The 23,833-nt window shown below is 45.0% G+C and carries 29 protein-coding genes, 1 pseudogene and 1 other annotated feature; of the genes and pseudogenes, 6 read left to right on the top strand and 24 right to left on the bottom strand.

Annotated features, from left to right (window positions below; translation table 11 throughout):
* Positions 1 to 41: 41 nt before the first annotated feature.
* From CN378_RS02925 to CN378_RS22825, 5 genes are all read right to left on the bottom strand, one after another.
* Complete coding sequence (locus tag CN378_RS02925) at positions 42 to 614, bottom strand: GNAT family N-acetyltransferase (RefSeq protein ID WP_098350439.1); 573 nt, start codon at positions 612 to 614, stop codon at positions 42 to 44.
* Between the two features lie 691 nt (positions 615 to 1,305).
* Positions 1,306 to 1,746 (bottom strand): GNAT family N-acetyltransferase, encoded by a 441-nt coding sequence (locus CN378_RS02920; protein WP_257140972.1) that lies wholly within the window; start codon positions 1,744 to 1,746, stop codon positions 1,306 to 1,308.
* 12 nt (positions 1,747 to 1,758) lie between these two features.
* On the bottom strand, positions 1,759 to 2,445 hold the full coding sequence (locus tag CN378_RS02915; protein ID WP_179884780.1) for an HAD family hydrolase: 687 nt from the start codon (positions 2,443 to 2,445) through the stop codon (positions 1,759 to 1,761).
* Between the two features lie 106 nt (positions 2,446 to 2,551).
* Positions 2,552 to 5,644, bottom strand: coding sequence for an isoleucine--tRNA ligase (ileS, locus tag CN378_RS02910; RefSeq protein WP_098350438.1), 3,093 nt, complete (start codon positions 5,642 to 5,644; stop codon positions 2,552 to 2,554).
* Positions 5,645 to 5,695: 51 nt separating this feature from the next.
* Positions 5,696 to 5,951, bottom strand: a binding site (T-box leader).
* Positions 5,952 to 6,231: 280 nt separating this feature from the next.
* On the bottom strand, positions 6,232 to 6,321 hold the full coding sequence (locus tag CN378_RS22825) for a putative holin-like toxin (protein ID WP_219927342.1): 90 nt from the start codon (positions 6,319 to 6,321) through the stop codon (positions 6,232 to 6,234).
* 318 nt (positions 6,322 to 6,639) lie between these two features.
* Here CN378_RS22825 and CN378_RS22490 point away from each other — a divergent pair, with 318 nt between their 5' ends.
* Entirely contained in the window at positions 6,640 to 6,792 is a 153-nt protein-coding gene (locus CN378_RS22490) for a hypothetical protein (protein WP_179884779.1), read from the top strand.
* Between the two features lie 143 nt (positions 6,793 to 6,935).
* On the opposite strand, the gene CN378_RS02905 is transcribed toward CN378_RS22490, so the two are convergent.
* The gene (locus tag CN378_RS02905) at positions 6,936 to 7,343 is read right to left on the bottom strand and encodes an Lrp/AsnC family transcriptional regulator (RefSeq protein ID WP_098350437.1); all 408 of its coding nucleotides are present in this window, start codon (positions 7,341 to 7,343) and stop codon (positions 6,936 to 6,938) included.
* Positions 7,344 to 7,473: 130 nt separating this feature from the next.
* On the opposite strand from CN378_RS02905, the gene CN378_RS02900 reads away from it, so the two are divergent.
* On the top strand, positions 7,474 to 8,235 hold the full coding sequence (locus CN378_RS02900; protein ID WP_098350436.1) for an MBL fold metallo-hydrolase: 762 nt from the start codon (positions 7,474 to 7,476) through the stop codon (positions 8,233 to 8,235).
* Positions 8,236 to 8,494: 259 nt separating this feature from the next.
* Here the strand turns inward: CN378_RS02900 and CN378_RS02895 are convergent, their stop codons facing one another.
* The 14 genes and pseudogenes from CN378_RS02895 to CN378_RS02830 all read right to left on the bottom strand — a co-directional run bounded on the left by CN378_RS02895 (position 8,495) and on the right by CN378_RS02830 (position 17,223).
* A complete protein-coding gene (locus CN378_RS02895; protein ID WP_098350435.1) occupies positions 8,495 to 9,571 on the bottom strand; it encodes a DUF3626 domain-containing protein in 1,077 nt (358 codons plus the stop codon).
* A 37-nt stretch (positions 9,572 to 9,608) separates the two neighbouring features.
* Positions 9,609 to 9,818: pseudogene (locus tag CN378_RS02890) on the bottom strand (VOC family protein); the annotation flags it as partial.
* Between the two features lie 51 nt (positions 9,819 to 9,869).
* On the bottom strand, positions 9,870 to 10,271 hold the full coding sequence (locus CN378_RS02885) for a hypothetical protein (RefSeq protein ID WP_098350434.1): 402 nt from the start codon (positions 10,269 to 10,271) through the stop codon (positions 9,870 to 9,872).
* 67 nt (positions 10,272 to 10,338) lie between these two features.
* Complete coding sequence (locus tag CN378_RS02880; RefSeq protein ID WP_098350433.1) at positions 10,339 to 10,716, bottom strand: YciI family protein; 378 nt, start codon at positions 10,714 to 10,716, stop codon at positions 10,339 to 10,341.
* Between the two features lie 30 nt (positions 10,717 to 10,746).
* Positions 10,747 to 11,214 (bottom strand): DUF3291 domain-containing protein, encoded by a 468-nt coding sequence (locus CN378_RS02875; protein WP_098350432.1) that lies wholly within the window; start codon positions 11,212 to 11,214, stop codon positions 10,747 to 10,749.
* A gap of 204 nt (positions 11,215 to 11,418) precedes the next feature.
* Positions 11,419 to 12,168: an ABC transporter permease gene (locus CN378_RS02870; RefSeq protein WP_098350431.1), complete on the bottom strand. Its 750-nt coding sequence runs from the start codon at positions 12,166 to 12,168 to the stop codon at positions 11,419 to 11,421.
* Positions 12,158 to 12,931 (bottom strand): ABC transporter ATP-binding protein, encoded by a 774-nt coding sequence (locus CN378_RS02865; protein ID WP_098350430.1) that lies wholly within the window; start codon positions 12,929 to 12,931, stop codon positions 12,158 to 12,160. The genes CN378_RS02870 and CN378_RS02865 overlap by 11 nt, the downstream gene beginning before the upstream one ends.
* Before the next feature lie 140 nt (positions 12,932 to 13,071).
* Complete coding sequence (locus tag CN378_RS02860) at positions 13,072 to 13,416, bottom strand: DUF1048 domain-containing protein (protein ID WP_098350429.1); 345 nt, start codon at positions 13,414 to 13,416, stop codon at positions 13,072 to 13,074.
* Position 13,417: 1 nt separating this feature from the next.
* The gene (locus CN378_RS02855; protein ID WP_098350428.1) at positions 13,418 to 13,756 is read right to left on the bottom strand and encodes a PadR family transcriptional regulator; all 339 of its coding nucleotides are present in this window, start codon (positions 13,754 to 13,756) and stop codon (positions 13,418 to 13,420) included.
* 264 nt (positions 13,757 to 14,020) lie between these two features.
* Complete coding sequence (locus CN378_RS02850; protein WP_098350427.1) at positions 14,021 to 14,494, bottom strand: hypothetical protein; 474 nt, start codon at positions 14,492 to 14,494, stop codon at positions 14,021 to 14,023.
* A gap of 69 nt (positions 14,495 to 14,563) precedes the next feature.
* Positions 14,564 to 15,232 carry a Type 1 glutamine amidotransferase-like domain-containing protein gene (locus tag CN378_RS02845; RefSeq protein ID WP_098350426.1) on the bottom strand — a complete coding sequence of 223 codons (669 nt, stop codon included), beginning with the start codon at positions 15,230 to 15,232 and terminating at the stop codon, positions 14,564 to 14,566.
* 153 nt (positions 15,233 to 15,385) lie between these two features.
* Complete coding sequence (locus tag CN378_RS02840) at positions 15,386 to 15,757, bottom strand: VOC family protein (RefSeq protein WP_098350425.1); 372 nt, start codon at positions 15,755 to 15,757, stop codon at positions 15,386 to 15,388.
* Between the two features lie 130 nt (positions 15,758 to 15,887).
* Positions 15,888 to 16,214, bottom strand: coding sequence for a MazG nucleotide pyrophosphohydrolase domain-containing protein (locus CN378_RS02835; RefSeq protein WP_098350424.1), 327 nt, complete (start codon positions 16,212 to 16,214; stop codon positions 15,888 to 15,890).
* 37 nt (positions 16,215 to 16,251) lie between these two features.
* Positions 16,252 to 17,223: a quinone oxidoreductase family protein gene (locus tag CN378_RS02830; protein WP_098350423.1), complete on the bottom strand. Its 972-nt coding sequence runs from the start codon at positions 17,221 to 17,223 to the stop codon at positions 16,252 to 16,254.
* 160 nt (positions 17,224 to 17,383) lie between these two features.
* On the opposite strand from CN378_RS02830, the gene CN378_RS02825 reads away from it, so the two are divergent.
* Both CN378_RS02825 and CN378_RS02820 read left to right on the top strand, forming a co-directional pair.
* A complete protein-coding gene (locus tag CN378_RS02825) occupies positions 17,384 to 17,815 on the top strand; it encodes a MarR family winged helix-turn-helix transcriptional regulator (RefSeq protein ID WP_098350422.1) in 432 nt (143 codons plus the stop codon).
* A gap of 69 nt (positions 17,816 to 17,884) precedes the next feature.
* Positions 17,885 to 18,538 carry an SDR family NAD(P)-dependent oxidoreductase gene (locus CN378_RS02820; protein WP_098350421.1) on the top strand — a complete coding sequence of 218 codons (654 nt, stop codon included), beginning with the start codon at positions 17,885 to 17,887 and terminating at the stop codon, positions 18,536 to 18,538.
* Positions 18,539 to 18,581: 43 nt separating this feature from the next.
* On the opposite strand, the gene CN378_RS02815 is transcribed toward CN378_RS02820, so the two are convergent.
* Both CN378_RS02815 and CN378_RS22485 read right to left on the bottom strand, forming a co-directional pair.
* Positions 18,582 to 19,679 carry a flavin monoamine oxidase family protein gene (locus CN378_RS02815; protein ID WP_098350420.1) on the bottom strand — a complete coding sequence of 366 codons (1,098 nt, stop codon included), beginning with the start codon at positions 19,677 to 19,679 and terminating at the stop codon, positions 18,582 to 18,584.
* A gap of 137 nt (positions 19,680 to 19,816) precedes the next feature.
* Entirely contained in the window at positions 19,817 to 19,969 is a 153-nt protein-coding gene (locus CN378_RS22485; protein ID WP_179884778.1) for a hypothetical protein, read from the bottom strand.
* A 108-nt stretch (positions 19,970 to 20,077) separates the two neighbouring features.
* Here CN378_RS22485 and CN378_RS02810 point away from each other — a divergent pair, with 108 nt between their 5' ends.
* Entirely contained in the window at positions 20,078 to 20,530 is a 453-nt protein-coding gene (locus CN378_RS02810; RefSeq protein ID WP_098350419.1) for a universal stress protein, read from the top strand.
* Between the two features lie 160 nt (positions 20,531 to 20,690).
* On the opposite strand, the gene argH is transcribed toward CN378_RS02810, so the two are convergent.
* Both argH and CN378_RS02800 read right to left on the bottom strand, forming a co-directional pair.
* A complete protein-coding gene (gene argH / locus CN378_RS02805) occupies positions 20,691 to 22,085 on the bottom strand; it encodes an argininosuccinate lyase (RefSeq protein ID WP_098350418.1) in 1,395 nt (464 codons plus the stop codon).
* The gene (locus CN378_RS02800; protein ID WP_098350417.1) at positions 22,082 to 23,293 is read right to left on the bottom strand and encodes an argininosuccinate synthase; all 1,212 of its coding nucleotides are present in this window, start codon (positions 23,291 to 23,293) and stop codon (positions 22,082 to 22,084) included. Before CN378_RS02800 ends, argH begins: the two co-directional genes overlap by 4 nt.
* 210 nt (positions 23,294 to 23,503) lie before the next feature.
* On the opposite strand from CN378_RS02800, the gene CN378_RS02795 reads away from it, so the two are divergent.
* Positions 23,504 to 23,824: a hypothetical protein gene (locus tag CN378_RS02795; protein WP_098350416.1), complete on the top strand. Its 321-nt coding sequence runs from the start codon at positions 23,504 to 23,506 to the stop codon at positions 23,822 to 23,824.
* Positions 23,825 to 23,833 lie beyond the last annotated feature (9 nt).

The following is a 23,833-nucleotide window of genomic DNA, read 5'->3' as shown; positions in this document are numbered from 1 at the left end:
AAAAAGCGTATACTTTCATGTCATGCGGGATACCCATTCAGTCATTTTTCTGATCGTTCGAATGTGCCTCTTTTTCGGATAATCTTGAATCCTAAACGTTCATATAGTTTGATGGCTCCGGGGTTGTTTTGATTCACGTGCAGGCCGGCCGATTTCATCCCATCTTGTCGGAGCTCTTCTAAGCATTTAGCCGTCAATACAGCCGCAATTCCCTTTCCTCGCCATTCTGGTATGACACCTGCTTGAATAATAAATCCTGTCTTTCCCGAGTCCTGAGCAGCTGTAATAAACCCCACTGCCTGATCTTTGACTTTCGCGATATAAGACTTGTCAGGCAGAAAGTCAGGGTCTCCCGATATCCACTCTACCCATTTTTCTATCGGCCATCCCGGAAAACCAGACCGATCCCTAAAGGATGCGACATACACTTCATAAAATATTTCATTCGATGAAGGTGACCAGCTTTTAAATGACAAAGAATAGGGTGTTTCGATGGTAGGGATGTCGGTTAAGGAATGTTCCATCACATATTCCTGGAAGACCAACTCAAATCCCTGTTGTCGATAGTCTTGAAGAATTTCTTCTGTAATGTTTTCGCATTTTATGTTTGTCATATCATTTCTACTCCATTCATACACAATGTATTAATTTGAAGATATCACGCTCTTTCCATTAGGTCCAGAAAGTGACAACGGCTGCTTATAAATTGCTTTTCGTATATTCATTCGCACCTGAAAATCTAAAAAAATGAGGCTGGGACAAAAGGGTTTCAGCTAAAGAAAAATCCGAACGAGTGATTTGATAAAAATCTAACTCGTTCGGATTTTTGATTTTTAGTGCTAAAGCTTAATCTATGCATTAAGCAGGTTCTAGCTGGTGATTGGAGTGCAAGACGAAGACTCCTGCGGGAAAAGCGGAATAGGTGAGACCCTGCAGGAGCAAAAGCTGTGAGGAGGCTCGCCTTCCGCCCGAGGAAAGCGAAGTCCTGCACGGAAATCAACAGCGATATTACACGTGATCTAATTGTTCGTCTTTAGAGTGTATAGATTTAGTTATGTCCCAGCCTCATTTTTATATCACAAGATAAGCACTGGCTAGACAGTTATTTACTTAAAACACACTACCACAATAATGGAAAAACTCCCTTTATTAAAACGGGCAGAGGACGCTCACAATGAAGGATGACGCTTCATTTATCGGCCACTCGAAATGGGAACCGGTTCAAAAGATTCCTGAGCGTTTTTCATATCATTTTTTCATTAGCTCTTGTAAAGAACCATTTTGCATAAAACCCACTCTGCTCTGCTATAACTTCTTTTCCAAAATGATCTTATGCAAGCCTTTCGGATCTGTATACGTATCGATGACATCAAACCCATTCTTGATATTGAGAATCAGCATACTGCGCCATTTATTCATGGTTTTGGTTTGCACCACCTTAAACCCAAGTTCCTTCAATGTTTGATGCTGCCGTTTCATCAACTCCGCGGCGATGCCCTGTTTTCGATATTCCGGATCCACGCCGCCCAACCAGCTGTAAAAGGTGTGGGAGTCCAGTTCATAGCCTATTTTATATCCAATGACTCTGGAATCTTCCATCGCCACATCTATTAATATTTCAGGCTTATTGGCCATTTTGGTGATCAAATCGTCCGATGTTTCAAATATAGATCCATGTAATGTCACCATTCCATTCATGATATGGTCTTCGGGTAACGAGCGAAACTGATGATAATGAATACGCAAGGCGTTCCCTCCTCATCGAGTGAATTGTTTAGGAGAAAGATAATGTAACAGTTCATCCAACGATTGAATCTCTTCATCTGGCATTATATCAGAATCGTTTTCCATCCCACCTGGATTGAACCATATACCCTTGAGGCCCGCTCCTTTAGGCCCACCCACATCCTTCTCCAGATTATCCCCGACGAATAATGCGTCTTCAGGATGTACTTGAAGCTTATTCAACGCCAATTGGTATATGCGTTGATCGGGCTTCTCCAATCCGACCTCCTCAGAAATCAAAATGACATCAAAACACTCATGTAAACCGGAATTCATGATCTTTGCTTTTTGTCTATGTACGGTTCCGTTTGTGATGATGGCCACTTTCATATGCTCCTGGATCCTCTTCACCAGATTGACGGTATGCTCACTGATTGAAAAACATTGAGGAAAGTGGTGATTCCAGAAATCCTGTATCTGTATTAATCGGTTTATTGGTGGAAATTCACAAAAAAAAGATTCAAATACAGCTGTTTTATCATTGATGCCGTAAGCTCTTTTATCGTATTCCTTGAACGTAAGAAGCATCTCCCGCTTTAATTCATCCTCTACATTCCCATAACACTCCTCCAACAAGATAAGAAATAGGTTATCCACTGCCTGGTTTCGATCGAGTAAGGTATCGTCTAAATCAAATAGCATGGCTTTGTATTCGCTCATATGCAGTCACATCCTTTCTACCAATTATTTCAAATAATAATCATTTACTCAAGACAAATCTCCCCAAAAAAGGGCTCACCCTCGTTTGGGTAAGCCCTTCTTTTCATTACACTTCTACAAAGATCCCTACACGGTCTCCATCCATATCGACGGCCTTCATGTTTTCTCTCTTCTCAAACCTCATGCTCTTGATCAAGAGGCTGCCCTGCAGTAAATCTTCAAATTGCTCTATTACCTCTTTCATGGAATCATCCACATCCAACAAAAGACGCACGCGCTGTTCCACCGGCAGATTCAATTCTTTACGGTATTGCTGGACGGCACGAACCAGCTCACGGGCTTTCCCTTCTTTACGCAGATCCTCTGTGATGGTTGTATCCAGGAATGCGCTGAACTGAGCGTTTGAAGCCATCTCCAAGCCTTGATGGGTTTTTTGATGAACGATCAGGTCATCCTTCTCAACCGAAACCTTTTCCCCGTTAGGAGATTCAAATTCCACATAGCCTTGTTCTACAACCTTCTTTGCTTCTTCAGAAGATAAGGTTTGTAAATGCTTCTGCGCCACGCCTACCAGCTTCCCGAGTTTCGGACCGGCAGTCGGGAAGTTCAGCTTCAGTTCATACTGCACGGAATCTCCTGCGTTGTCCTGCAATTGAACGTTCTTCACATTGATTTCATCTTTTATGATGTATTTATATTTCTGAAGAGGTTCTGTATCTTTTTTGGAACCAACGACCGTAAGCTCTGATAAGGGCTGTTTCGTTTTGATGCTTGTCACATTCCGGGCGGACCGGGCAAGCTCCACGACTTGCAGCACATGATCCATTTCTAGTTCAAGGGCCGGGTTGATCTCATCTTGTTCAGCTTTAGGGAAATCGGCCAGATGCACGCTTTCACCTGTCAGATTCATATGGATATCTTCTGCGATGAACGGCGTGAACGGTGCCAGTAACCGGCTCACACTGATCAATACTCGATGTAACGTGTGATACGCCGCCAGTTTATCTTCATCCAACCCTTCGCTCCAAAAGCGTTCACGTGACCGGCGGATATACCAGTTACTCACTTGATCAACCAGGATGGATAATTCTCTCGCTCCTGCCGTAAAGTCATACCCATCTAAATGTTCCGTTACATTTGTGATGACCGTATTCAATCGTGATACCATCCACTGATCGAGCAGCGAAGGCGTTCCAGCTTCATGCTTTTCAGGATCAAATCCATCAATCACCGCATACAGGGTGTAAAAGGAATGAACGTTATTCAGTGTGTCGACCATCTTTGATTTTGCCTGGCTGACGACGTTTTCCGAGAAGCGTTTATTATTCCATGGAGCACTGTCTGCGAGCAATGCCCATCTGAGAGCATCGGCGCCAAACTTATCGACGAGTTCCATTGGATTCATGACATTCCCTTTACTCTTGGACATTTTTCGTCCGTCTTCATCGAGGATATGTCCGAGTGATAAGACTCGCTTATAAGGAGCTTTGCCTGTGAAGAGGGAAGAAACTGTCAACAGGCTGTAGAACCACCCTCTTGTCTGGTCCACTCCTTCCGCGATCACATCCGCAGGGAATTGTTGTTGGAATAACTTTTCATTCTCGAATGGATAATGGTATTGGGCAAATGGCATCGAACCGCTGTCGAACCAGACATCGATGACTTCTTTCGTCCTCCTCATCTCATGGGAGCAGGACGGACATTCCACGGTCGCTTCGTCGACGTATGGTTTATGAAGCTCAAGACCCTCTCTCCAGCCGCTTTTCGCATGTGCTTTCAGCTCGGCAACGCTTCCCGGGACGAATTGATGGTCACAATCCCCGCAAACCCAGACGTTCAGCGGTGTTCCCCAGTAACGGTTCCTGCCCAGATTCCAATCGACCATGTTTTCGAGGAACTTTCCGAATCGTCCCTCTTTCATATGATCCGGATACCACTCGACGGATTTATTGTTCTTGATGATCGTGTCTTTTATAGTTGTTGTCTTGATGAACCAGCCTTCCATTGCGTAGTAGATGAGGGGTGAATCACAGCGCCAGCAGTGCGGATAGCTGTGTTCATATTTCTCTTTGGAAAAAAGAAGGTTGCTGTCTGCCAGCATTTTGATGATTTTCACATCGCTGTCCTTTGTGAACTCCCCTTCAAGAGGCTTGAACTCACTGGTGTAACAGCCCTTTTCATCCACGATATTGACGAAATCCAATCCGCTTTCTTTGATGGCATTGTAATCATCTTCCCCGTGTGCAGGGGCCAGATGAACGATCCCTGTTCCGCTGTCGTCGGTGACAAATCCTGCCGCAATTACTTCATGGCCGCGGTTAAGCTTGAGATTGTTGAAAGGCGGTTGATATGAAACGCCAACGAATTCCCGTCCTTTATGCTCACTGACCACTTCAACGTCTTCTCCCAGCACCTCGTTCACCAGTTTTTTCGCCAGGATGTAGGTCTCTTCTCCACGCCTGGCTTTAACGTAATCCACGTCTTCATGGACGGCAAGGGCGACATTTGACGGAAGCGTCCACGGTGTCGTCGTCCATCCAAGAAAGTATTCATGCTCTTTTCCATCCACCTTGAACTTGGCTGTCGCTGACAGATCTTTTACATCCTTGTATCCTTGGGCTACCTCATGGGAGCTGAGGGACGTTTGACAGCTCGGGCAGTACGGGACGACCCGATGTCCCTGATAGAGCAAACCTTTCTCATGGATCTTAGAAAGGATGTGCCAGACACTCTCGATATAATCATTTTGAAGGGTCACATAAGGATCATCCATATCCACCCAGTATCCGATGGCTTCGGTGAACGTACGCCACTGTCTCTCATAATCGAACACACTTTTTTTACACTCTTCAATGAATCTCTCTACCCCGTATTCCTCGATTTCCTGTTTACCCGAGACGCCGATCTTCTTTTCAACACCGAGTTCCACCGGCAGTCCGTGGGTATCCCATCCTGCCTTCCGTTTCACTTGATACCCCCGCATCGTCTGATACCTGGCGACGAAATCTTTGATCACACGGCCGAGGACATGGCCTGCATGCGGAAGACCGTTGGCCGTCGGGGGACCTTCGTAGAACACGAATGTCTTTTCCCCTTCACGGTTGGCCACTGATTTTTCAAAAATATGATTCGAATTCCAGAAATCCTGGATCCGCTGCTCTCTATCTACCGACTTTTCGTTTACATTTACCTTTTCCATGTCATCACTACTTTCATTTTTTATAAATAAAAAAACCCGCCCCTAACCTTAGTTAGGGACGAGTTAATACCCGCGATACCACCCTGATTCTGTCCATAAACCCGACTTCAAGTTTACGTGACAGCACTCATGCAACGTACAATCATACGCGTTCCTTGTAACGGCGGAAACCCGTCAAAGCTTAAAGTACCTTCAGCTTTGCTTCTCGGAGAGGATATTCAATATGATCTGAACGTTGACTTCCACCAACTCGTCAACTCTCTGTAGAACAGACACCATACCTACTCGTTCTCGTCATGGAATGTAAGTGATCCAATATATGTTATAAACAATCTATACGATACAGGTTAAATTTGTCAATCATTTTATTTTATTATTGGCACTGCTCCATCTATCTATTCACTATTCTTTACTAACGAATGGAGTTATGTATATAATAAGGGTAGTTAAATACACTAAAAAAGGAGCCCTGACGGCAATCAGGACTCCTCCACAACATAAACTGCATCGAAAGTGCAGCGGCTCACTCAGAGTCAATCGAAACAGAAGTAATCATTAATGATCCTCATGAGCGGTGGGGACGATGGTTACTTCTTTTTTTGCGTAACCGCGACAATTGCTACAATCAATGTTCCAAAGGCAATCATGATTTGTAATACATCTCCTACAGCAATCATTAGCGTATCACCTCCCTTCACTTGGGAGTGTGAGCCGCTACCCCATCTTCCGTATTATGTTGTGTCCTTCCATTATATCACAGACGAACGTCCGTTTGCTCCCTCCCGAAAGGACCGGTTTGAAAATTTGATTCGGTTCCGTTTATACATTCTTATAAGAATAATTTATGATGAATTTCAGCGTAGACCTGCGGTTTCATGACAAAACTCAATCTCAATCGCATTTTAGAAAGAAGAAAGAATGTTTTATAGTAAAAAAGTAATGGTAAAATATACTCTGTCTACTGAGAATGGATCGATTTTCTTCAAGGAGAGAAAATGAAATATAACCTCGGCGATATTGTAGAATACGAAGATGAGTTATACACCATATTCTGGATCTATGATTCTGAATATGTGGAATTAAATTCCGATGAGAAGAAATGTGTGTTGGCGAAGGCTGAAGATCTTAGGTTGGTTAGAGCAAAATAAACAAGACTGAAAGAACGTGATATAAACAGAAGTCATCCATCTCAGTGACCCATCTTATGATGGAAAACATTATTTATTCAAGGACTTACAGGCTATCGATCACTGATCAACCTGATAAGTCCTGACACATCAAAAAATGGCTACTAATTAATCACAATTGATAATTTGTAACTGACCAGCTCACTAAGCTTGGTCAGAAAGTCATCGAGTACCTCATTGTTCTGAAATTTACATTCGAGAAGGTAGCAACTTTCCCCGCTGATTTTATAATTGTGAAGAATATGTTCGGAGTTTTCTTTTACAAACGACAAATATGGTTGATGGTTGGCGCTCCTCAAATAGATATGGATCATGGCATGGACCGAGAAGCCCATCTTCAATTGATTCAAACGAATGGTATACCCCTCAATGATTCCCTTGTCTTCCATTTTCGCCACCCTGGCAGAGGCAGCAGGAGCTGTCAAATGAACTTTTTCTCCTAACTCCTTCATTGAAATCCTACTGTTAAGGGACAATTCGTCCAGTATCCTTACATCTGTTTCATCCAGCATCCTGTAAACTCCTTTCAAAAATAAAGTAAAACAGTTAAAACACTTTCGTTATGGTATGTATGCCTTCACTCTTATGCTTTAAACTATACATTGTTAACAGAAATGAATAAAGAATAGGAGCGAATGACTTATGAACATCCAACTGATCAGAAATGCCACGCTTATTGTAGCGTATGCAGGAAAAAAATTCATCATCGACCCATTCCTTGCGGGAAAAGGCAGCTACCCTCCTTTCCCGAATTCACTTCGTCAGGATCAACAGAATCCATTGGTCGAACTACCGGTTTCCCTTGAGGAAATCGTTCAAGACGCGGATGCTGTCATTCTCACGCACCTGCACTTGGACCACTATGACGATGCAGCCAAAGAAGCACTGCCGAAGGATATCACCATCTTCGTACAAAGTGAAGAGGACGCTGCCGCCGTCAGGAAAGACGGTTTCCACCACGTGGAAGTTCTGAAAGAAGATTCCATCTTTGAGGACATCCATCTTGCCAAAACAAAAGGGGAACACGGCCGGGGGGAAATCCTGAAGCTTACAGGACCTGTCTGCGGTGTGGTCTTCTCCCATAAGGACGAGAAAACCCTCTATGTAGCAGGTGACACAGTCTGGTACGAAGGGGTGAGGGAAGAAATCGGCACACATCGCCCTGACATCATCGTCGTCAACGCAGGTGACAATCAATTCCTTGAAGGCGGCTCCCTCGTCATGGGAAAGGAAGACGTGCTCCAAACGGCAGAAGCTGCACCAAGAGCGACCATCATCGCCGTCCATATGGAAGCAGTCAATCACTGGACCCTGTCCAGGGAAGAATTAAAAGAGTATGCTGCTGATAAGGGCATTTCCACTCAACTGCTTGTGCCCAAGGATGGAGAAACTATCCGTTTTTAAAATCATTCCTCTCTTGACTGCTGGGAAGTATAAAGAAAAATATTGAGGTCTGATTCAATATGAGTCAGACCTTATTCATCGACAGGAAACACTCCAATTGAAAGCAAATAAAGTCTTCTCCACGTTTGGCGTCTTATCGTTGGCGATACAAGACTGCTCCGCATTGTGAAGAGAGTTATAATTTAATAAAATAGAAATCACAATAAAACCTAATGCCAATACCGTCAAGTATGATTTTCTCATCACAACATCACCTCAATCATTTTACAAGCGGTCTTCCATACTTCACCAAGACATGCCACAATAGCTTCATTTCCTGCAGCACGTCTTCATATTCACCCCGATCACTCCAGGAATCCCGATCTCGTTTCAAACTCATGACGGCTGACCCGATTGTGTGGGCATCAATCCTATCCTTATAAGCGATCCGCTTTGCCAGGGACGGCATGGACGGTCCCCTGAAATCAGAAGGAACCTCCTGTACTTGAAGGACAAAACCCATATGCCATTTAAGATCGATGGTATACCTGGAACACATTTGTTCCAGGGTTTCACCGACCTTTGTATCCTTGAAGGATGGATCGGCTACCAGCACTTCCACGTCTTCTTTCAGGGAAACCGGTCCGTGAATCTGGGATTCGATATAGTGATTCAGGTTTCGATGGGCCACGCGTTCCTTCCTGCCATGACCAAGGTGATTCAATACGTGTTGAATAAACCTCGTCGGAGTCAACTCCTTCTCTCCCAGTGCAAAATCTCTTAAAAATATCTCTTCCAAAAGACCAGCCAGGATCATATCAAACTCTTGATACGTCCCCTTCTCAAAGGGGTTTTGATGAGAATCCATGTATGTAAAGGTCGATCGGGATGAGACCTTCGGGGATAACAAAAAGTAACAAGAACCGAACCGCGGGGAAGGACCATCCGGGTGTAACATCAGGTTCAATGCCCCGTACTTTGGCCGTTCACTCATTAAGGTCCCTTCCGATTGATAGGCTCCCCCAAACAACTTCTCTTCCCACAGATCCCGGTCACCACCTGGATGGGGAGACACTTTCCCATTTGAAGTGAATGTTTCAAACTGACTCTTATATTCTCCATATTCAAGCATTGATTCCGCCACGTTCTTCATTGTGGAAGTTGGTCGATCCGGATGGAAATGTAATCCGATCTGAGCGTACGTTTTCATATGATGAACGGCCTGTTCGAACACTTCGCCTGAAAGATTGGACATGTTCAGGACATGATGAATGGTCGCCTTCGCTTCTTTTTTATGCTTTAGTGCATAGGCCGTAAAATAATCGATTGCCTGACTCTGTGAGGATGTTAACTCCATATAGATTCCACTCTCCTAACTCTATGGCTCCCACCCATTATTTCTCCCAAAGCTCGATCAGTCTGCCTTCAGGATCTTTAATCCAGATAAACTGACCAAATTCACTCACTTCTTTATCCTTTGCAAGGGGCACTCCGATTTGATTCAGATGCTCGATCGTTTCATTAAAATTATGTACTTGGAAGTTTAACATGACCTGCTGTTCTGACGGGAAGTATGGATCATCTTCGGTAAAGAAAGAAACAACATATTAAATCGCTCCTTTTAAGTCGTATAGAAGAAGGCCGTTCCAAGGATCTTAATTGATTTGTTCTTCTATTTCTCTCATAACCATCCATTTTTCATTCATGAATGTCCAATTCTCGATGGTAAATAATCGTGCTGCTACTTCCTCATCTTTTACAATTAATTGTTCATAGAATACTACAGCATTCTCGCTATCTCGTAATCGAATGACTCTATTTTCGAACCTCTTATTTGCACCCAGAAATTGACTTACGGATTGATTCATGCCATTTACAGCTTCTCTTTTATTAAAAATTGTCGGTCTTTCATTGCCCCTCTTAAAGAAAGCTACGTAGTAATCTTCTGTCATTCTTTCTACCAAAGAGGTGTCACCCGAGCTCATAGCGTGACTCCAGTCCCTGATGAATCCATCATGCATTTTGGTAAAGTCATCTAAGCGTGTTTGTAAGCCCATGATTTAATACACCTTCTTTCAGTTTTTCACTTCAAAGACCAGATACCTTCATCCAATTGAGCTGGGATCATTCGTCTTTATCCGTTTGCTCCGGTGCTTCGAACACTTGACGCAATTCCACCTGACCTTCCCCATAGCCCTGTGGATCCGGCACCCGCATGGCCCACTCGATGGCTTCTTCCCTCGACTTCACGTCGATGAGAAAGAACCCTGCCACTAATTCTTCGACCTCAAAAGGTCCCTCTGTTACCACCGGCTCTCCACCTGGTTCCGGATACGAAACGCGGATACCGTTCGAACTCGGATGAAGTCCTTTCGCCATCACCCGAACTCCTGCTTCTACTAAATCCTCATTGTACTTCGTCATGGCTTCCATGAGTTCAGGACTCGGAAGATTTCCCGCTTCGGAATTTCTGGAGGCTTTGACGATCATCATAAAAAGCATAGAATTTCCCTCCTTAAGGAATTCATCAGATTATAACTTAAGAATACACGGATTCCCACTCTCATCAAATGCATTCTTTAAGTCAAACGCATAAGGTGTAGCTTTATGTTCAAGATAATAATCGTACCTTTTGAAAGCTTCCTCCCATGAGACATACTTCACCTTCTCTGTCCACCAGATGACATATGAAGAATGTTTCCCATCATGAGGCTCCATCCAATTGTTCCTGTTTCGCAGTGCCTGACTGTGCTTCCCCCCATATGTAAAACGGTACAACGTTTGAAGGTTTTTCCACACCGTTAATGTCAGTACCGGATACCCATTCCCTTTCGCCTTTTCAGAAAGGGCGACACCCTCTGAAGAGAACTCCTCAATGAGATGTCCCGAAGCATAAGCCTGACGCATGACTTTATAACCCATGTCATAAAAGCCAAGGGACGCCGGATGGTCGTAAGGATCTCGCAACCTGCCAATCGTGTAAATTGAAATGAATGCCATAAGCTGCCCTCCAATGACAATCTTTGAAAAAGACCTTAATTTAAGCCAACTACCATATTAAAGGTATTCCATTTCCAACAAGAATCTTCCTCTTTTTCGCAAAAAAAGAGGACACAAATTACGGTTGGGTACTAAACAGTAATCCCCAATCCTTTTGTGTCCACCCGACTTTTTCTCTTAATCTGCGAGGCATGAACCTACCCCTTATCCAAGCTGACGCTTAAATATCCTCCCTGCAATAAAATAAGCAATGACCATTATACCGACGCACCAGGCAAGGGAGGTCCAGATATCGCTGCCGACCGTTCCTCCATACAAAAGGGCACGTATGGCATTCACGATGGATGTCACGGGTTGGTTCTCTGCGAACACCCGTACAACGGTTGGCATCGTTTCCGTTGGCACAAAGGCAGAGCTGATAAAGGGGAGGAAGATCAATGGGTATGAGTATGCCGTCGCCCCTTCCATTGAGTATGCCGTCAATCCCGGAATAACCGCAAGCCATGTCAGTGCCAGCGTAAACAGTACCAGCACTCCTGCTACTGCCAGCCAGGCTAAGATATCAGCACCAGAACGAAAGCCCATCAACAGCGCTACGAGAATGACGACCATAACGGCAAGCAAATTGGATACAAGGGAAGTCAGTACGTGTGCCCATAATATCGAGAAGCGCTTGATTGGCATTGTACTAAACCGCGCCATCAGTCCGCTCTTCGCATCCGTAAAGAGCCGGTGCGATGTATAAGCGACACCGGAGGCAATCGTAATCAGCAGAATTCCAGGTAACAAATAATTCACGTAGCTGTCCGTCCCTGTCTCGATGGCACCGCCAAATACATAAACAAACAACAGTAGCATCATAATTGGAGTAACGGCAACCGTGATAATCGTATCAGGACTCCGTAAAATGCCACGCATCAGCCGTCCAAATAATACCCCTGTGTTACTGTTCATTTTCATTTCCTCCTTTTTTGCCAATGATTGAGAGGAAGATTTCCTCTAGCGTCGGCTGCTTCTCGATATACTCCACTTTCGCAGGTGGGAACATTTCCTTCAGTTCAGCAAGGGTACCCGTCGTAATGATTTTCCCTCCATGAAGGATGGCGATACGGTCCGCCAACTGTTCTGCTTCCTCCAGATACTGGGTGGTCAGTAAGATGGTCGTTCCGCCACCCGCAAGCTCCTTAACGGTTTCCCAGACTTCCATTCGGGCCTCAGGGTCCAGGCCTGTCGTTGGCTCATCGAGAAAGATGAGAGGCGGCGCCCCGATCAGGCTCATGGCGATGTCAAGCCTGCGCATCATCCCACCAGAATAAGTATCCGCACGTCTGTCGGCCGCGTCCTTCAGACTGAAACGTGTCAGGAGATCTTCTGCGATTCGTGGCGGATTGGACACTCCCCGTAATTTCGCAATCATAATCAGATTTTCCCTTCCTGTCTGGATACCATCCAGGGCAGCAAATTGTCCTGTCAGACTGATGCTTTGACGAACCTGATCCGGCTGGTACTGCACATCTAAGCTGCACACACTCGCCTTACCGCTATCTGCCTTCAGCAGCGTCGAAAGAATATTGACGATCGTTGTCTTACCCGCCCCATTGGAACCGAGAAGTGCGAATATCTCCCCGCACTTCACCTCAAAATCCACTCCCTTTAAGACTTCCTTGTCTTTGAACGACTTTTTTAATCCTTTTATTGAAATCGCTGCATGACTCATCTTTTTTCCTCCCTCTATCTTAAGAGCTACTTAGTATAACTGGTAATCAGTATTACTTACTACTGTTGCAAAAAAATAACTGAATAGTCGGTTCAGCATTTATAACCAGCTTGCTATTCAGTCGGTATGATCTAATGGATTCACTTTTTTCCACGACCTATCGTATCGTTCAACTTAGCCCGATGCTTGTCACTCCATGTTTCCGATTCCTTCACCAAATCATCACAGAAAGCAGCTACGTCCTCACCCGTGAGGTCAGTGACTTTCCTGCCATCCGCTGCACCCTCTTCGAATAGATCGAGAATGCCATTAAAGATACGGCTCGTGTCCCTCCAGTCAGTGAGGCCCCCGGCAGTCCACATATATTTTTGGATCGCTTTGTACGCATGGAGGTACTCATTTGGCAGTGTCTTCGCACGAGCCTCCATTGCCCGCCATTCACGCTTGTCGGCCATACTTCCGGTAATCTTTTCAATAAACTTCATCTTATCCTCTCCTTATGATTTCTTTCGTTTTGAGTTCGTTCATTTTGCTTGAAATAAAATCCCATTTACCCCAGAAAATCTTGAGCTTCTCCTGCCCCGCTTCATTCAGGGTGTAAAATTTCCTCGGAGGCCCTACAGAGCTTTTCTTCTTTTCAATATTCACCAGATTGTTTTTCTCAAGGCGCATGGTAATGGTGTACACTGTACCTTCCACCACATCCGTGAAACCAAGTTCCCTCAGCTGCTGCGTAATCTCATAGCCATACGTTTCACCACGGCTGATGATCTCAAGTACACACCCTTCAAGGACCCCTTTCAGCATTTCTGTAAAGTTTTCCAAACAGTCACCTCCTCATTTTATATCCTTCCGTATTCAGTAATACTAACTACCACTATATAGTATGACAAAGTAGTGGATGTTGTCAATCCAAATTATAAAAGCTGAAGATTGTGGTTAAATCCTCAGCTTTTATTGTGGTTATAGATATTTTCGGGAAATTTGTTTCTTTTAATCAAGCGAGTTGTGGTTGATTTCCGCTCCAGGTGCTCGCTTTCCCCGGGCCTGAGCGGTGCCCTCATCATTAGCGCTTATCACCTGAAATTATTATTGAAAAGACTCTGCCATTTGAATCAATTGTATTTTACTCACTTCTTTTGGGGTTACCTTAGGATAATAAATAATTTCATAATACATGTCATCTTTCCAGGCAAGGATTCTTCTACCAGAGTTATTCGGGATGAAATCTCCAAAAGTATCATGTCCGATTTTGACCCTTTCGACCTTATCTGCTTCATACTCTGGTTTTGATGACGAAATTCGGATATCCATCATATTTATATCAGCGTTTAACGACATTTCCGCTTCCTGTTGATCTTCTCCAACTGAAAAATCGTTCACCTTCATTTCAGCAAATGGTACCTGTGTAGGTGTCTTGAATTCAAATGTCATTTGGCTTGCCTTTGGAGTGTAATATAGATCGTACATCCTCTCACGGAACTCTGACCAGACCAATATTATGGCTCCTATGGCTGCTAACAGTATTACAGAGAATATTATTTTCCGTTTTGTTACGTTCATCAATCCTCCCCTGTTAATCATTCTCCCACCTTTACTATTTAATTTATGAAAAGTCTACCAGAAGCAAGCTCAGGATGAAAACCGCCTCCAATTCCCCTCAGAAACCACTTCGACTTCTCCATCGATTACCTTAATGGCAGTCTGATCATCAATCGCATATGCAGGTCCATTCATCCCCGAGGCCCATCTTTCTGCATCAGCCATCGTATTTTCCGGCAGCATCTCATGGTCCAAGTGGGGGAATATTGAAAAGTCAACCATACCTAGCGCTGTATCCCCGCCGTTCGGAGGAGTCCAGCCAACAAAGGTTTCCCCGATTTTAGGGGCCATCACCATACTCCCTGCGCTCATTCCCACATAGACTGCGTCAAGCGTCGGCAAAAGATCTGCAAATCCGGATTGTTGCATCCAGTGAGCCAAGTAGAGAGCGTCACCGCCCGATACGAGAAAGACGTCTGTTTCCTTTACCAGCGGCATCCATCGGTCCCTATTGATGCTTGGCAGCGCTGTTAGTTCCAGCACGCCGACAGACTTCCACCCCAGGTCCACCATGGGATTCTCGGAATTCCCGCTGATGAACTCCCAAGTTTTGACGCCGGGACCGACCCAGGGGTGTCCGTACATGGCGGTGGGGATGCACAGGGCGGTGCAATCGGCGATCGGCTTGTCGAGCATCGTAACCAGGGCTTCGTGTATGCTTTTGTTATTGACGCCTGCGGATGTGAGCAGTAATTTCATCATTTCATCTCCCTTGTATAAGATGGCAATTCTTTGATTTTCCCAGTCATTAATATGGAGGTTCTTCTTCCACTAATCCTCATGGTTCAATAAGAAATTCCACAAAAAAGGCCGTTAATCCTCCTTGGATTGACGACCCTACCTGTTCATTTCCTACCAGTGTACTTGAAGCTTATTCCCATTTGGGTCATAAAAGTGGAAAAAGGCGTGACCATTATCTTCTTTTATATCATCGACCTTCACTTGATGATCCATTAAGTGTTGATGAAATTTAGATAACTCCGAACTTGTAAAGGCAATACTAAATTCCTGTTCATTCTCAATTGTAAAATGGGCATATGTCTCATCTGCGGTAGGAATCAAGATAAGCAGGAAAGGCCCTTCATTTACTTTGAAAACCGCAAGTTCGTCATTCAAATTTACTAACTGGAGTCCTAATACATCTTTATACCATTGTGCAGACAGTTCTAAATCTTTCACGGGGATTCTAATATAATGTACTTGTTCAATAAATGATTTGCTCATATCCTTGTCTCCTTTATTCAATTCGGTATCTCATATAGTTCTCTTTCTACCCACCCTTTTCCTTCCAATTATTGAATTAATTATGAGCTTTCATTTACGCATTGCTTTTACAAATATGTTTCTCAATGATTTATTTGTTGTGTCCTCTTATAAATTCCTCTAAATTTGGAGATTGATTATATTTCATTGCTGCTTGTGTATCCTTATTAAAAATGGCCTCTGTTAAATCAATATCATTTATGCTCGCAATGGCCACTGCGTAATGGATAACGTCCACTAACTCTTTTTCTAAAGACGTATTCCCCGAATTTGCTTTTCGACCTTCTAATTGGTTTAGTACCTCTGCAACCTCACCAATTTCTTCTACCAATTTCATAAATAAAGCTGATGAAGTGCGTCCTTCTTTGTATTTTAGTGCCAGGTAGTTCTGTAACTCATGGAATGTTAGTTGCTTCATATGGATCTTCCTTTTTTATGAACTATTATTTAACTGCTTACGAGTGTGCTCTGATCAATAGTTTCCCCTCATACTCACGGCTTTCCATCAAATCATGGGCTTTTGCGGCTTCACTCAAATCAAAAATGCCAGCAATGGGAAGCGTGACTTTTCCTGTGGCAAATAAATCGATGACTTTTTCAGCAGCTGGAGCTAACACTCCCGGCCTACGCTTCCTTGTCGTACCCAGGCTGAATCCTTTTACATTTCGGCAGGAAGAATGAACATCACCCGTTGTAAAGTGACCCGCACTGCCGCTGCTGTTGCCGAATTGAACAAGGGTTCCATAGAGGCCGAGGCAGTCCAGGCTCGAGGTCGTGACTTCACCTGCAACGGAATCAAAAATGATATGAGCCCCTTCTCCCTTGGTGATTTGGAGCACTTCTTCTGAAAACCTGTCGTATGTATAAACAAAATCTGCTCCCAGGTTCTTCACATAGCTTTCCTTCCCCAAATTGCCAACCGTTGCAATGATGGTCTCAACCTCCGCAAGCTTCGCTAATTGAACAAGCATGGAACCCACTCCCCCAGCCCCGCTATGGACAACGATCGTATCGCTTTTCCTCACCTGACCGATTTCGTGTAAGAGAATAAAAGACAGGATCGATACAGTCGGCATGGCAGCCGCCTGTTCAAAGGAGAGGCTCTCAGGAATCTTGAAGGTCAATTGTTTATTGGCTTTCGCATATTCTGCGTATGAGCCGCCCGTAGGAAAAGCAATGACACGGTCCCCGGCCGCATATCCGGAAGATTTCCCTGCTGCCACAACGGTTCCCGCAGTATCAAGTCCCAGGGTGAGAGGGAAATTCCCTTTTCCTTTCCTGCCCTTCCTTGCTTTGATATCCGCATAGTTCACACTGGTAAACGCCGTTCTGATCAGCACTTCATTTTCACTTATGTTCGGAGTCTCCACTTCTGCTAATCGAAGCACAGTGGAATTCCCAAATTCGTTTTGAATTACTGCTTTCATCCTAACACCCCTTTTTTCCAACATCTCCTTTCCATTTTACTGTAATGATGAAAGGTTCGGATAATAGAAAAACTGAAAGAGCGGTCATAATCTGCGCTTATGTTGACAAGCCGTTCCAGGGTGTGTTAATTTGTATATGCAAATGAAAGGGTGTTGGTTTATGAACGAAGAAGAAGACGTTCTGATTCACTGCTTATACTTCACGGCGAGCCGTTTTTCCCGGAGCATCACGAAGCTTGCAGAAAAATACCTGGATGCCGGAGGACTTGCTCCATCGTATTTCTATATGATTATGGTCATCCACTTCAAACCGGGGATCACACAGAAGGAACTGTGCCAGAAACTGGCGATTGCCCCTTCCACCAGTACACGTTTCATCGATAAATTGGAAAAGAAAAATATCGTCCTGCGCAAGATATCCGGTAAGCAGACCTTTATCTCTTTAACAGATGAAGGAGAAGAATTGTACCGGGAATTCCGTGTTTCAATCAAAGAGCTATTCGATGACTATTCCCAAACACTGGGGAAGGAATTCAGCCTGGATTTAAGCCGGATGCTGCATGAAGCGAGCTTGAAGCTTGAAAAAGAGTGATGACGTTTAAGCGCTCTTTTTTTACCTAGTCATTTGCATATACAAATATTAAAATTGGAGGAATACTTTATGAATAAAACCATTATCATCATCGGAGCAGGGAAAGGGATCAGCTATGAGACAGCCAGGAACTTTGGATTAAAAGGATACAATGTGGCAATGATTTCACGGACGCTTACGTCGCTGCAAGAGCTTGAGACGGATTTGGCATCTCAAGGGGTTACAGCTAAAGGGTTTCAAGGAGATGTTTCATCCGCCTCTTCCATGAAGGATGCTCTATCTGCAGTCAGGGCAGAATTCGGGGAAGAAATCGAGGTTCTCCTCTACAATGCCGCGTCTATCAGACCCGGGCAGCCAACCTCGATCACCCCAGAGGATTTCCTATATGACTTTAAAGTGAATGTAGCCGGGGCACTGATAGCCGTTCAGGAAGCCCTTCCTTACATGAAAAAAGAGTCAGGATCCATTCTGTTGACCGGTGGAGGACTTGCTCTGCATCCAAGTGCAGAGGTTGCCTCCTTATCAGTCGGGAAAGCGGCGCTGCGAAGCCTTGCTTACAGTCTTCATCAGGAACTCTCCTCCAAGGGCGTGCACGTCGGGACCCTGACCATTAACGGCTTTGTCCAGGAGGACTCTTATTTCTCAGCAGATAAGATTGCCGGCGCTTTATTCAAAATGCATGAGAATAAAGGAGACGTTGAAGTTGTATACGAAGAGGCATGACAAAGAAAGAGCCATCACCGTGCTTGGGTGATGGCTCTTTCTTTCATTTGTCCCGGGTACCCGGCAATTTGGAAACCGCACGTTCTGCTGACAGGAGCGCCCCTTCAAGATGACCACCATTTTCTGCCGCGGTTTCGGTTCCTGCAAATAGGATTTTCTGTTCCCATATACCAGCATGCCCCGGCGGACCATATTCAGGAAAGCTTGTCAGCGGGTCGGCATCCTCCTCCACGGCAGTATGGGGTTCAACAGACCAATCCTTGTACAACAGTGAAACCGGCTTACTTGCCTGCTCACCGAACAGACGGGTCAGCTGTTCCACGACAAGACGTAATACTTTATCCTCACCAAGCTCCCTGCGAACAGCTGCCGGCATTCCGAAGAATCCAAAAAGAGCACCTGCCCCTTGAACTGGTGACGCGTCATGGATTTCCTGAAGCGGCCCGGCCCAGCTCGTTACCTGGCCCGAAAGCCCTTCATCCCGCCAGAAAGGCCGTTCATAAACGGCCACTGCTTTCGCCTGCCCGGCCATCCACGTGGGCTTTTCGAGCAGACTTTTCATGAGTTCTTCCGGAAGATCCGGGGAAAATTTGATGCGTCGTGCCACGAGCCGTGGCGGCATAGCTAGGATGACCGCATCCGCCTTCCATGCCTTCTTGCCTTCCGGTTGATCTGCTTCCACCGTGATTTCCCCTACATGGTCCATCCGGATGGCCCTTACGGTTGTATTCAAATGAACGGCCCCGGAAGGAAGAGTATCATAGACGGCATCAATGAGTGACTTCACGCCGCCCTGCAGCCTGAAAGATCTCTGTACTGCCCCTTCCGGCAACCTGTGATGTTGCGGTCTGGCGTTTTCTGACTGCTCATATAGAAGGGCTCCGTCCGTATGCTGCAGGAACGTCTGTAAACCGAGTTCCATCACAAGCCTCGTCATGACAGGTTCATAATCCGGCCAGAACCACGTTGGACCGAGGTCGATTCTCGCAAGGTCCGTCCCTCCGATTGACTCGCTTACAACTCTTCCACCGATCCGATCACGGGCTTCAAGTACCAGGAACTCAACACCCTTTGAGTGGAGAAGGGAAGCTGCCCGGAGACCGCTCAATCCTGCCCCGACTATGATGACAGGTTTCTTCATACCGTGACCTCCTATCCTCTTCATATAATAGAGTATTGTAGCAGAAGGGACGGAGCATTTCATGCAAAGAAGCTTCTACCTCCAAAATAAAAAAGCTTAGGGAAACACGACTGTTCCCCCCAAGCTCTTTCCTCTGCCTACTTATCGTACTCTTCGTTCTCATACGTACCGTAATGGCCGTTCTCCGTATCGATGACACCGCTCGTATACGAATCCATGATCTGCTGGCTCACCTGCTGGTTCGCATTCTCATCATACGTGAACTGTTCTTTCGGATCTTTCTTCTTCATGTCGATTCCCCCTTGAAAATAAATAGTCTTTTCCCTGTTATTGTTCGAAAATTGGCTACAGATATGAGTGGAAAAATATAGTATGATGGATGTAAGGAGGAGATCACTATGAGTTTAAAATATCAGAACATATTAGTAGCTGTAGATGGATCTAAAGAAGCAGAATGGGCCTTCAAAAAAGCGATCGCCATCGCAAAACGGAACGATGCCACTCTGTCCCTGATCCACGTCATCGATACCCGCTCTTTCGCAGCAATCGAATCCTATGACCGCACAGTAGGAGAAAGAGCCATCAAGTATGCTGAAGAATTATTAAATGAGTACAAGACAGAAGCTGCCGAAGCCGGATTGACCAAAGTCAAGACCTATGTCGAGTACGGCTCCCCGAAAGTGATCATCCCAAGAGAAGCAACCAAAAACGTCAAGGCAGACCTCGTCATATGCGGAGCAACCGGCCTCAACGCCGTGGAACGCTTCCTCATCGGAAGTGTCTCAGAGCACATCACACGTGCCGCCCACTGCGACGTACTGGTTGTAAGGACGGAAGAAGTGGAAGATTGATTTCCTAAAAAACAAAAGAGAGGATGAGTGGAGTTAGACTCTACATTCATCCTCTCTTTTAAGTATGAGAAAAAATAATACTCTGTATAGTGATTGAAGCGGAAAGCGAGCACCTGGAGCGAAAATCAACCAGCACTCGCTAATGGGTTTTAATTTCATTCTAAACAGATTGAGTAGCCATTGCCCCCAACTGAGCCTTCCCCTTCTCAATCTGCACCTTCACCTGCTCAAACCCCGTGCCACCATACGACTTCCTTCTCTCAACAGCCGAATACGGAGTCAAAATCGAATAGATATCCTCTTCGATCAACGAAGAAAAACCACCATACTCCTGAAGCGTTACATCCTTCAAATAGCAGCCTTTCTCAATGCAATACAGCACAAGCTTCCCGACAATTTCATGGGCCTGTCTGAACGGAATCCCCTTCGTTGCCAAATAATCCGCAAGCTCCGTCGCATTGGAGAAATCATTTCCGACCGCTTCTTCCATCTGTCCTTTATTCACTTTCATCGTAGAAATCATACCCGTGAAAATCTTAAGAGATCCCACCACGGTTTTCACCGTATCAAACATCCCTTCCTTGTCTTCCTGCATATCCTTGTTGTACGCAAGAGGCAACCCTTTTAAAACCGTCAAAAGGGAAATGAGATTCCCATTCACCCTGCCTGTCTTCCCTCTGACAAGCTCCGCCATATCCGGATTCTTCTTCTGGGGCATGATACTGCTTCCAGTCGTGAAGCTGTCATCGAGCTCGATGAATCGGAACTCCTCCGTGGACCAAAGGATCATCTCTTCCGCGAGGCGGGAAAGATGGGTCATCATGATCGAGCTGTTGCTCAGGAATTCCAGGATGAAATCACGGTCACTTACGGCATCCAGACTGTTTTCATAGCAGGAATCGAAGCCAAGAAGTTCAGCTGAATACTCGCGATCGATTGGGAATGTTGTCCCGGCAAGCGCCCCGGCACCCAGTGGAGAAATGTCGATTCTTTTTAACGAGTCGACAAGTCGCTCCTTATCACGGTTCAACATCCAGAAATAACACATCAGATGATGAGCGAACGAAATCGGCTGGGCACGCTGGAGATGAGTATAGCCAGGAATGATCGTTTCCACATTCTCGTCAGCCTGTACGATGATCGCTTCCTGTAAATCTTCAACGAGCTTGACGATTTCCTCCACCCGTCTTTTTAAAAACAGATGCATGTCGGTCGCAATCTGGTCGTTCCGGCTTCTGCCCGTGTGAAGTTTTCCGCCGACTTCACCGATTAAATCAATCAGCTGTTTCTCAAGGTTCAGATGAATATCTTCATATTCCACGGAAAATTCCAGTTCATTTTTTTCTGCCTTAGCGTATAGCACGTGTAATCCATCCAGGATCTGATCGGATTCACTCACCGTCAGAATTCCGCATTTCTTTAACATTTTCACATGAGCGATGCTGCCTTCAATATCTTCTAACACAAGCTCCTGGTCAAATGAGATGGATGCATTGAATTCATCCACCCACTCTTCCGGCTTCTTGGTAAAACGTCCTCCCCATAGCTTACTCATAGAGTGACTTTCTCTTTCTTCTCAGCGTTCACAATAGAAGACACCTTTGTCGGCAGACCCCATAGTTGAATGAATCCAACGGCAGCATCATGATCGAATTCATCCGCTTTTGTATACGTGGCCAGCTTCTCATCATAAAGGGAATTAGGCGATTTTCTTCCTTCCACGATCGCATGTCCCTTGAATAATTTCACTCGGACGACACCATTCACATACACCTGTGTTTGATCAAGGAATGCCTTCAGCGCTTTATTCAATGGAGAGAACCAGAGTCCCTCATAAATTAATTCGGTCATTTTTTTCTCGATCACCGGTTTGAAATGAGCAAGTTCCTTCACCAATGTCAGATCTTCCAGTTCCTTATGCGCTTTTAAAAGAGTCATGGCAGCCGGACATTCATACACTTCACGCGACTTGATCCCGACCAGGCGATTCTCCACATGATCGATGCGTCCGACCCCGTGCTTACCGGCCAGCACATTCAGCTTGGCAATGATTTCATCCAGTGGATAGGAAACATGGTCCAATTCCACAGGTACCCCTTTGGAGAAAGTGATTTCAACCACATCCGCTTCATTCGGTGATTCTTCGATGCTTGATGTCAGGTCGTAAGCATCTTCCGGTGGTGCAGCCCAAGGATTTTCCAGCACACCGCACTCATTGCTTCTGCCCCAAAGGTTCTGGTCGATGCTGTATGGGGAATCCAGATTGATCGGGATAGGAATTCCCTTGTCCTTTGCGTACTCAATTTCTTCCTCACGTGACCATTTCCATTCACGAACCGGCGCGATCACTTCTAAAGAAGGATTCAGTGCTGCGATCGAGACTTCAAATCTCACCTGGTCATTTCCTTTTCCCGTACAACCATGTGCCACAGCCGTTGCATTTTCCTGTTCTGCGATTTCCACAAGCTTCTTGGCAATCAACGGTCTTGATAGAGCGGACACCAGTGGATATTTTCCTTCGTAAAGTGCATGACTTTGCAGGGCAAGAAGGGCGTATTCATTCGCGAACTCTTCTTTCGCATCGATGACATAGCTTTTGGACGCCCCGACCGTCAATGCTTTTTCTTGTACAAAATCAAGATCTTTCCCTTCACCCACATCCAGGCAGCATGCAATGACTTCGTATCCTTTTTCCTTTAACCATTGAACCGCAACCGACGTATCCAAACCACCTGAATAGGCTAATACCACTTTTTTATTCATCCGTATCTCCTCCTGTTGATTTTCTATATAAATGAATATTTATTCTTTAAGATGAATTTATATTAGCAGTTTACAAGAAATACATCAATACTTATTCATAAATTTGTATAATTATTTTATGAACATTAGGTGACATTGCCTTTGCACTGGGCTTACGGGCGAATTTATTGTAGGATGAAAGAAGAATGAAAAGTGAGGAGCATCCAGAAGATGAGGAACGAATTCTTTGCTTATAATCGCAGACTGGGAATCCTTCTTCCCGTGATGTTGAAGGAATGGCCGATGTATTCTCCTGAAGAACAGGAAGAGATCCTTCTTGAGTGGGAGCGCGTCCGTGGAACAATTCCAGACCGTATCGGGGAAATTGATGGGGAGATTGAGCGTCTTCAGGAAGAACTCGCTCAGGAAGATGACTTCGAACAGTCCTGCATGATAAATAATGAAATTTCCGAACGGGCTTCGGAGATCAATGATTTATGGATTTGGTACCGGACCAATCCGGAAAAAACAAAAAGGGGAACGATGCCTTGAACACATCAT

Source organism: Bacillus sp. AFS015802 (assembly GCF_002561455.1).
Classification (GTDB): Bacteria; Bacillota; Bacilli; order Bacillales; family Bacillaceae_B; genus Rossellomorea.
The sequence above is the reverse complement of the archived record's forward strand: the minus strand, read 5'-3'. Positions and strand labels throughout refer to the sequence as shown.

Bases quoted from the DNA above. Each gene is read 5' to 3' on its own strand.
- CN378_RS02925 (WP_098350439.1), bottom strand. From the start codon at position 614: ATGACAAACATAAAATGCGAAAACATTACAGAAGAAATTCTTCAAGAC.
- CN378_RS02915 (WP_179884780.1), bottom strand. From the start codon at position 2,445: ATGAGCGAATACAAAGCCATGCTATTTGATTTAGACGATACCTTACTC.
- ileS (WP_098350438.1), bottom strand. From the start codon at position 5,644: ATGGAAAAGGTAAATGTAAACGAAAAGTCGGTAGATAGAGAGCAGCGG.
- CN378_RS22825 (WP_219927342.1), bottom strand. From the start codon at position 6,321: ATGATTGCTGTAGGAGATGTATTACAAATCATGATTGCCTTTGGAACA.
- CN378_RS22490 (WP_179884779.1), top strand. From the start codon at position 6,640: ATGAAATATAACCTCGGCGATATTGTAGAATACGAAGATGAGTTATAC.
- CN378_RS02905 (WP_098350437.1), bottom strand. From the start codon at position 7,343: ATGCTGGATGAAACAGATGTAAGGATACTGGACGAATTGTCCCTTAAC.
- CN378_RS02900 (WP_098350436.1), top strand. From the start codon at position 7,474: ATGAACATCCAACTGATCAGAAATGCCACGCTTATTGTAGCGTATGCA.
- CN378_RS02895 (WP_098350435.1), bottom strand. From the start codon at position 9,571: ATGGAGTTAACATCCTCACAGAGTCAGGCAATCGATTATTTTACGGCC.
- CN378_RS02885 (WP_098350434.1), bottom strand. From the start codon at position 10,271: ATGGGCTTACAAACACGCTTAGATGACTTTACCAAAATGCATGATGGA.
- CN378_RS02880 (WP_098350433.1), bottom strand. From the start codon at position 10,716: ATGCTTTTTATGATGATCGTCAAAGCCTCCAGAAATTCCGAAGCGGGA.
- CN378_RS02875 (WP_098350432.1), bottom strand. From the start codon at position 11,214: ATGGCATTCATTTCAATTTACACGATTGGCAGGTTGCGAGATCCTTAC.
- CN378_RS02870 (WP_098350431.1), bottom strand. From the start codon at position 12,168: ATGAACAGTAACACAGGGGTATTATTTGGACGGCTGATGCGTGGCATT.
- CN378_RS02865 (WP_098350430.1), bottom strand. From the start codon at position 12,931: ATGAGTCATGCAGCGATTTCAATAAAAGGATTAAAAAAGTCGTTCAAA.
- CN378_RS02860 (WP_098350429.1), bottom strand. From the start codon at position 13,416: ATGAAGTTTATTGAAAAGATTACCGGAAGTATGGCCGACAAGCGTGAA.
- CN378_RS02850 (WP_098350427.1), bottom strand. From the start codon at position 14,494: ATGAACGTAACAAAACGGAAAATAATATTCTCTGTAATACTGTTAGCA.
- CN378_RS02845 (WP_098350426.1), bottom strand. From the start codon at position 15,232: ATGAAATTACTGCTCACATCCGCAGGCGTCAATAACAAAAGCATACAC.
- CN378_RS02840 (WP_098350425.1), bottom strand. From the start codon at position 15,757: ATGAGCAAATCATTTATTGAACAAGTACATTATATTAGAATCCCCGTG.
- CN378_RS02835 (WP_098350424.1), bottom strand. From the start codon at position 16,214: ATGAAGCAACTAACATTCCATGAGTTACAGAACTACCTGGCACTAAAA.
- CN378_RS02830 (WP_098350423.1), bottom strand. From the start codon at position 17,223: ATGAAAGCAGTAATTCAAAACGAATTTGGGAATTCCACTGTGCTTCGA.
- CN378_RS02825 (WP_098350422.1), top strand. From the start codon at position 17,384: ATGAACGAAGAAGAAGACGTTCTGATTCACTGCTTATACTTCACGGCG.
- CN378_RS02820 (WP_098350421.1), top strand. From the start codon at position 17,885: ATGAATAAAACCATTATCATCATCGGAGCAGGGAAAGGGATCAGCTAT.
- CN378_RS02815 (WP_098350420.1), bottom strand. From the start codon at position 19,679: ATGAAGAAACCTGTCATCATAGTCGGGGCAGGATTGAGCGGTCTCCGG.
- CN378_RS22485 (WP_179884778.1), bottom strand. From the start codon at position 19,969: ATGAAGAAGAAAGATCCGAAAGAACAGTTCACGTATGATGAGAATGCG.
- CN378_RS02810 (WP_098350419.1), top strand. From the start codon at position 20,078: ATGAGTTTAAAATATCAGAACATATTAGTAGCTGTAGATGGATCTAAA.
- argH (WP_098350418.1), bottom strand. From the start codon at position 22,085: ATGAGTAAGCTATGGGGAGGACGTTTTACCAAGAAGCCGGAAGAGTGG.
- CN378_RS02800 (WP_098350417.1), bottom strand. From the start codon at position 23,293: ATGAATAAAAAAGTGGTATTAGCCTATTCAGGTGGTTTGGATACGTCG.
- CN378_RS02795 (WP_098350416.1), top strand. From the start codon at position 23,504: ATGAGGAACGAATTCTTTGCTTATAATCGCAGACTGGGAATCCTTCTT.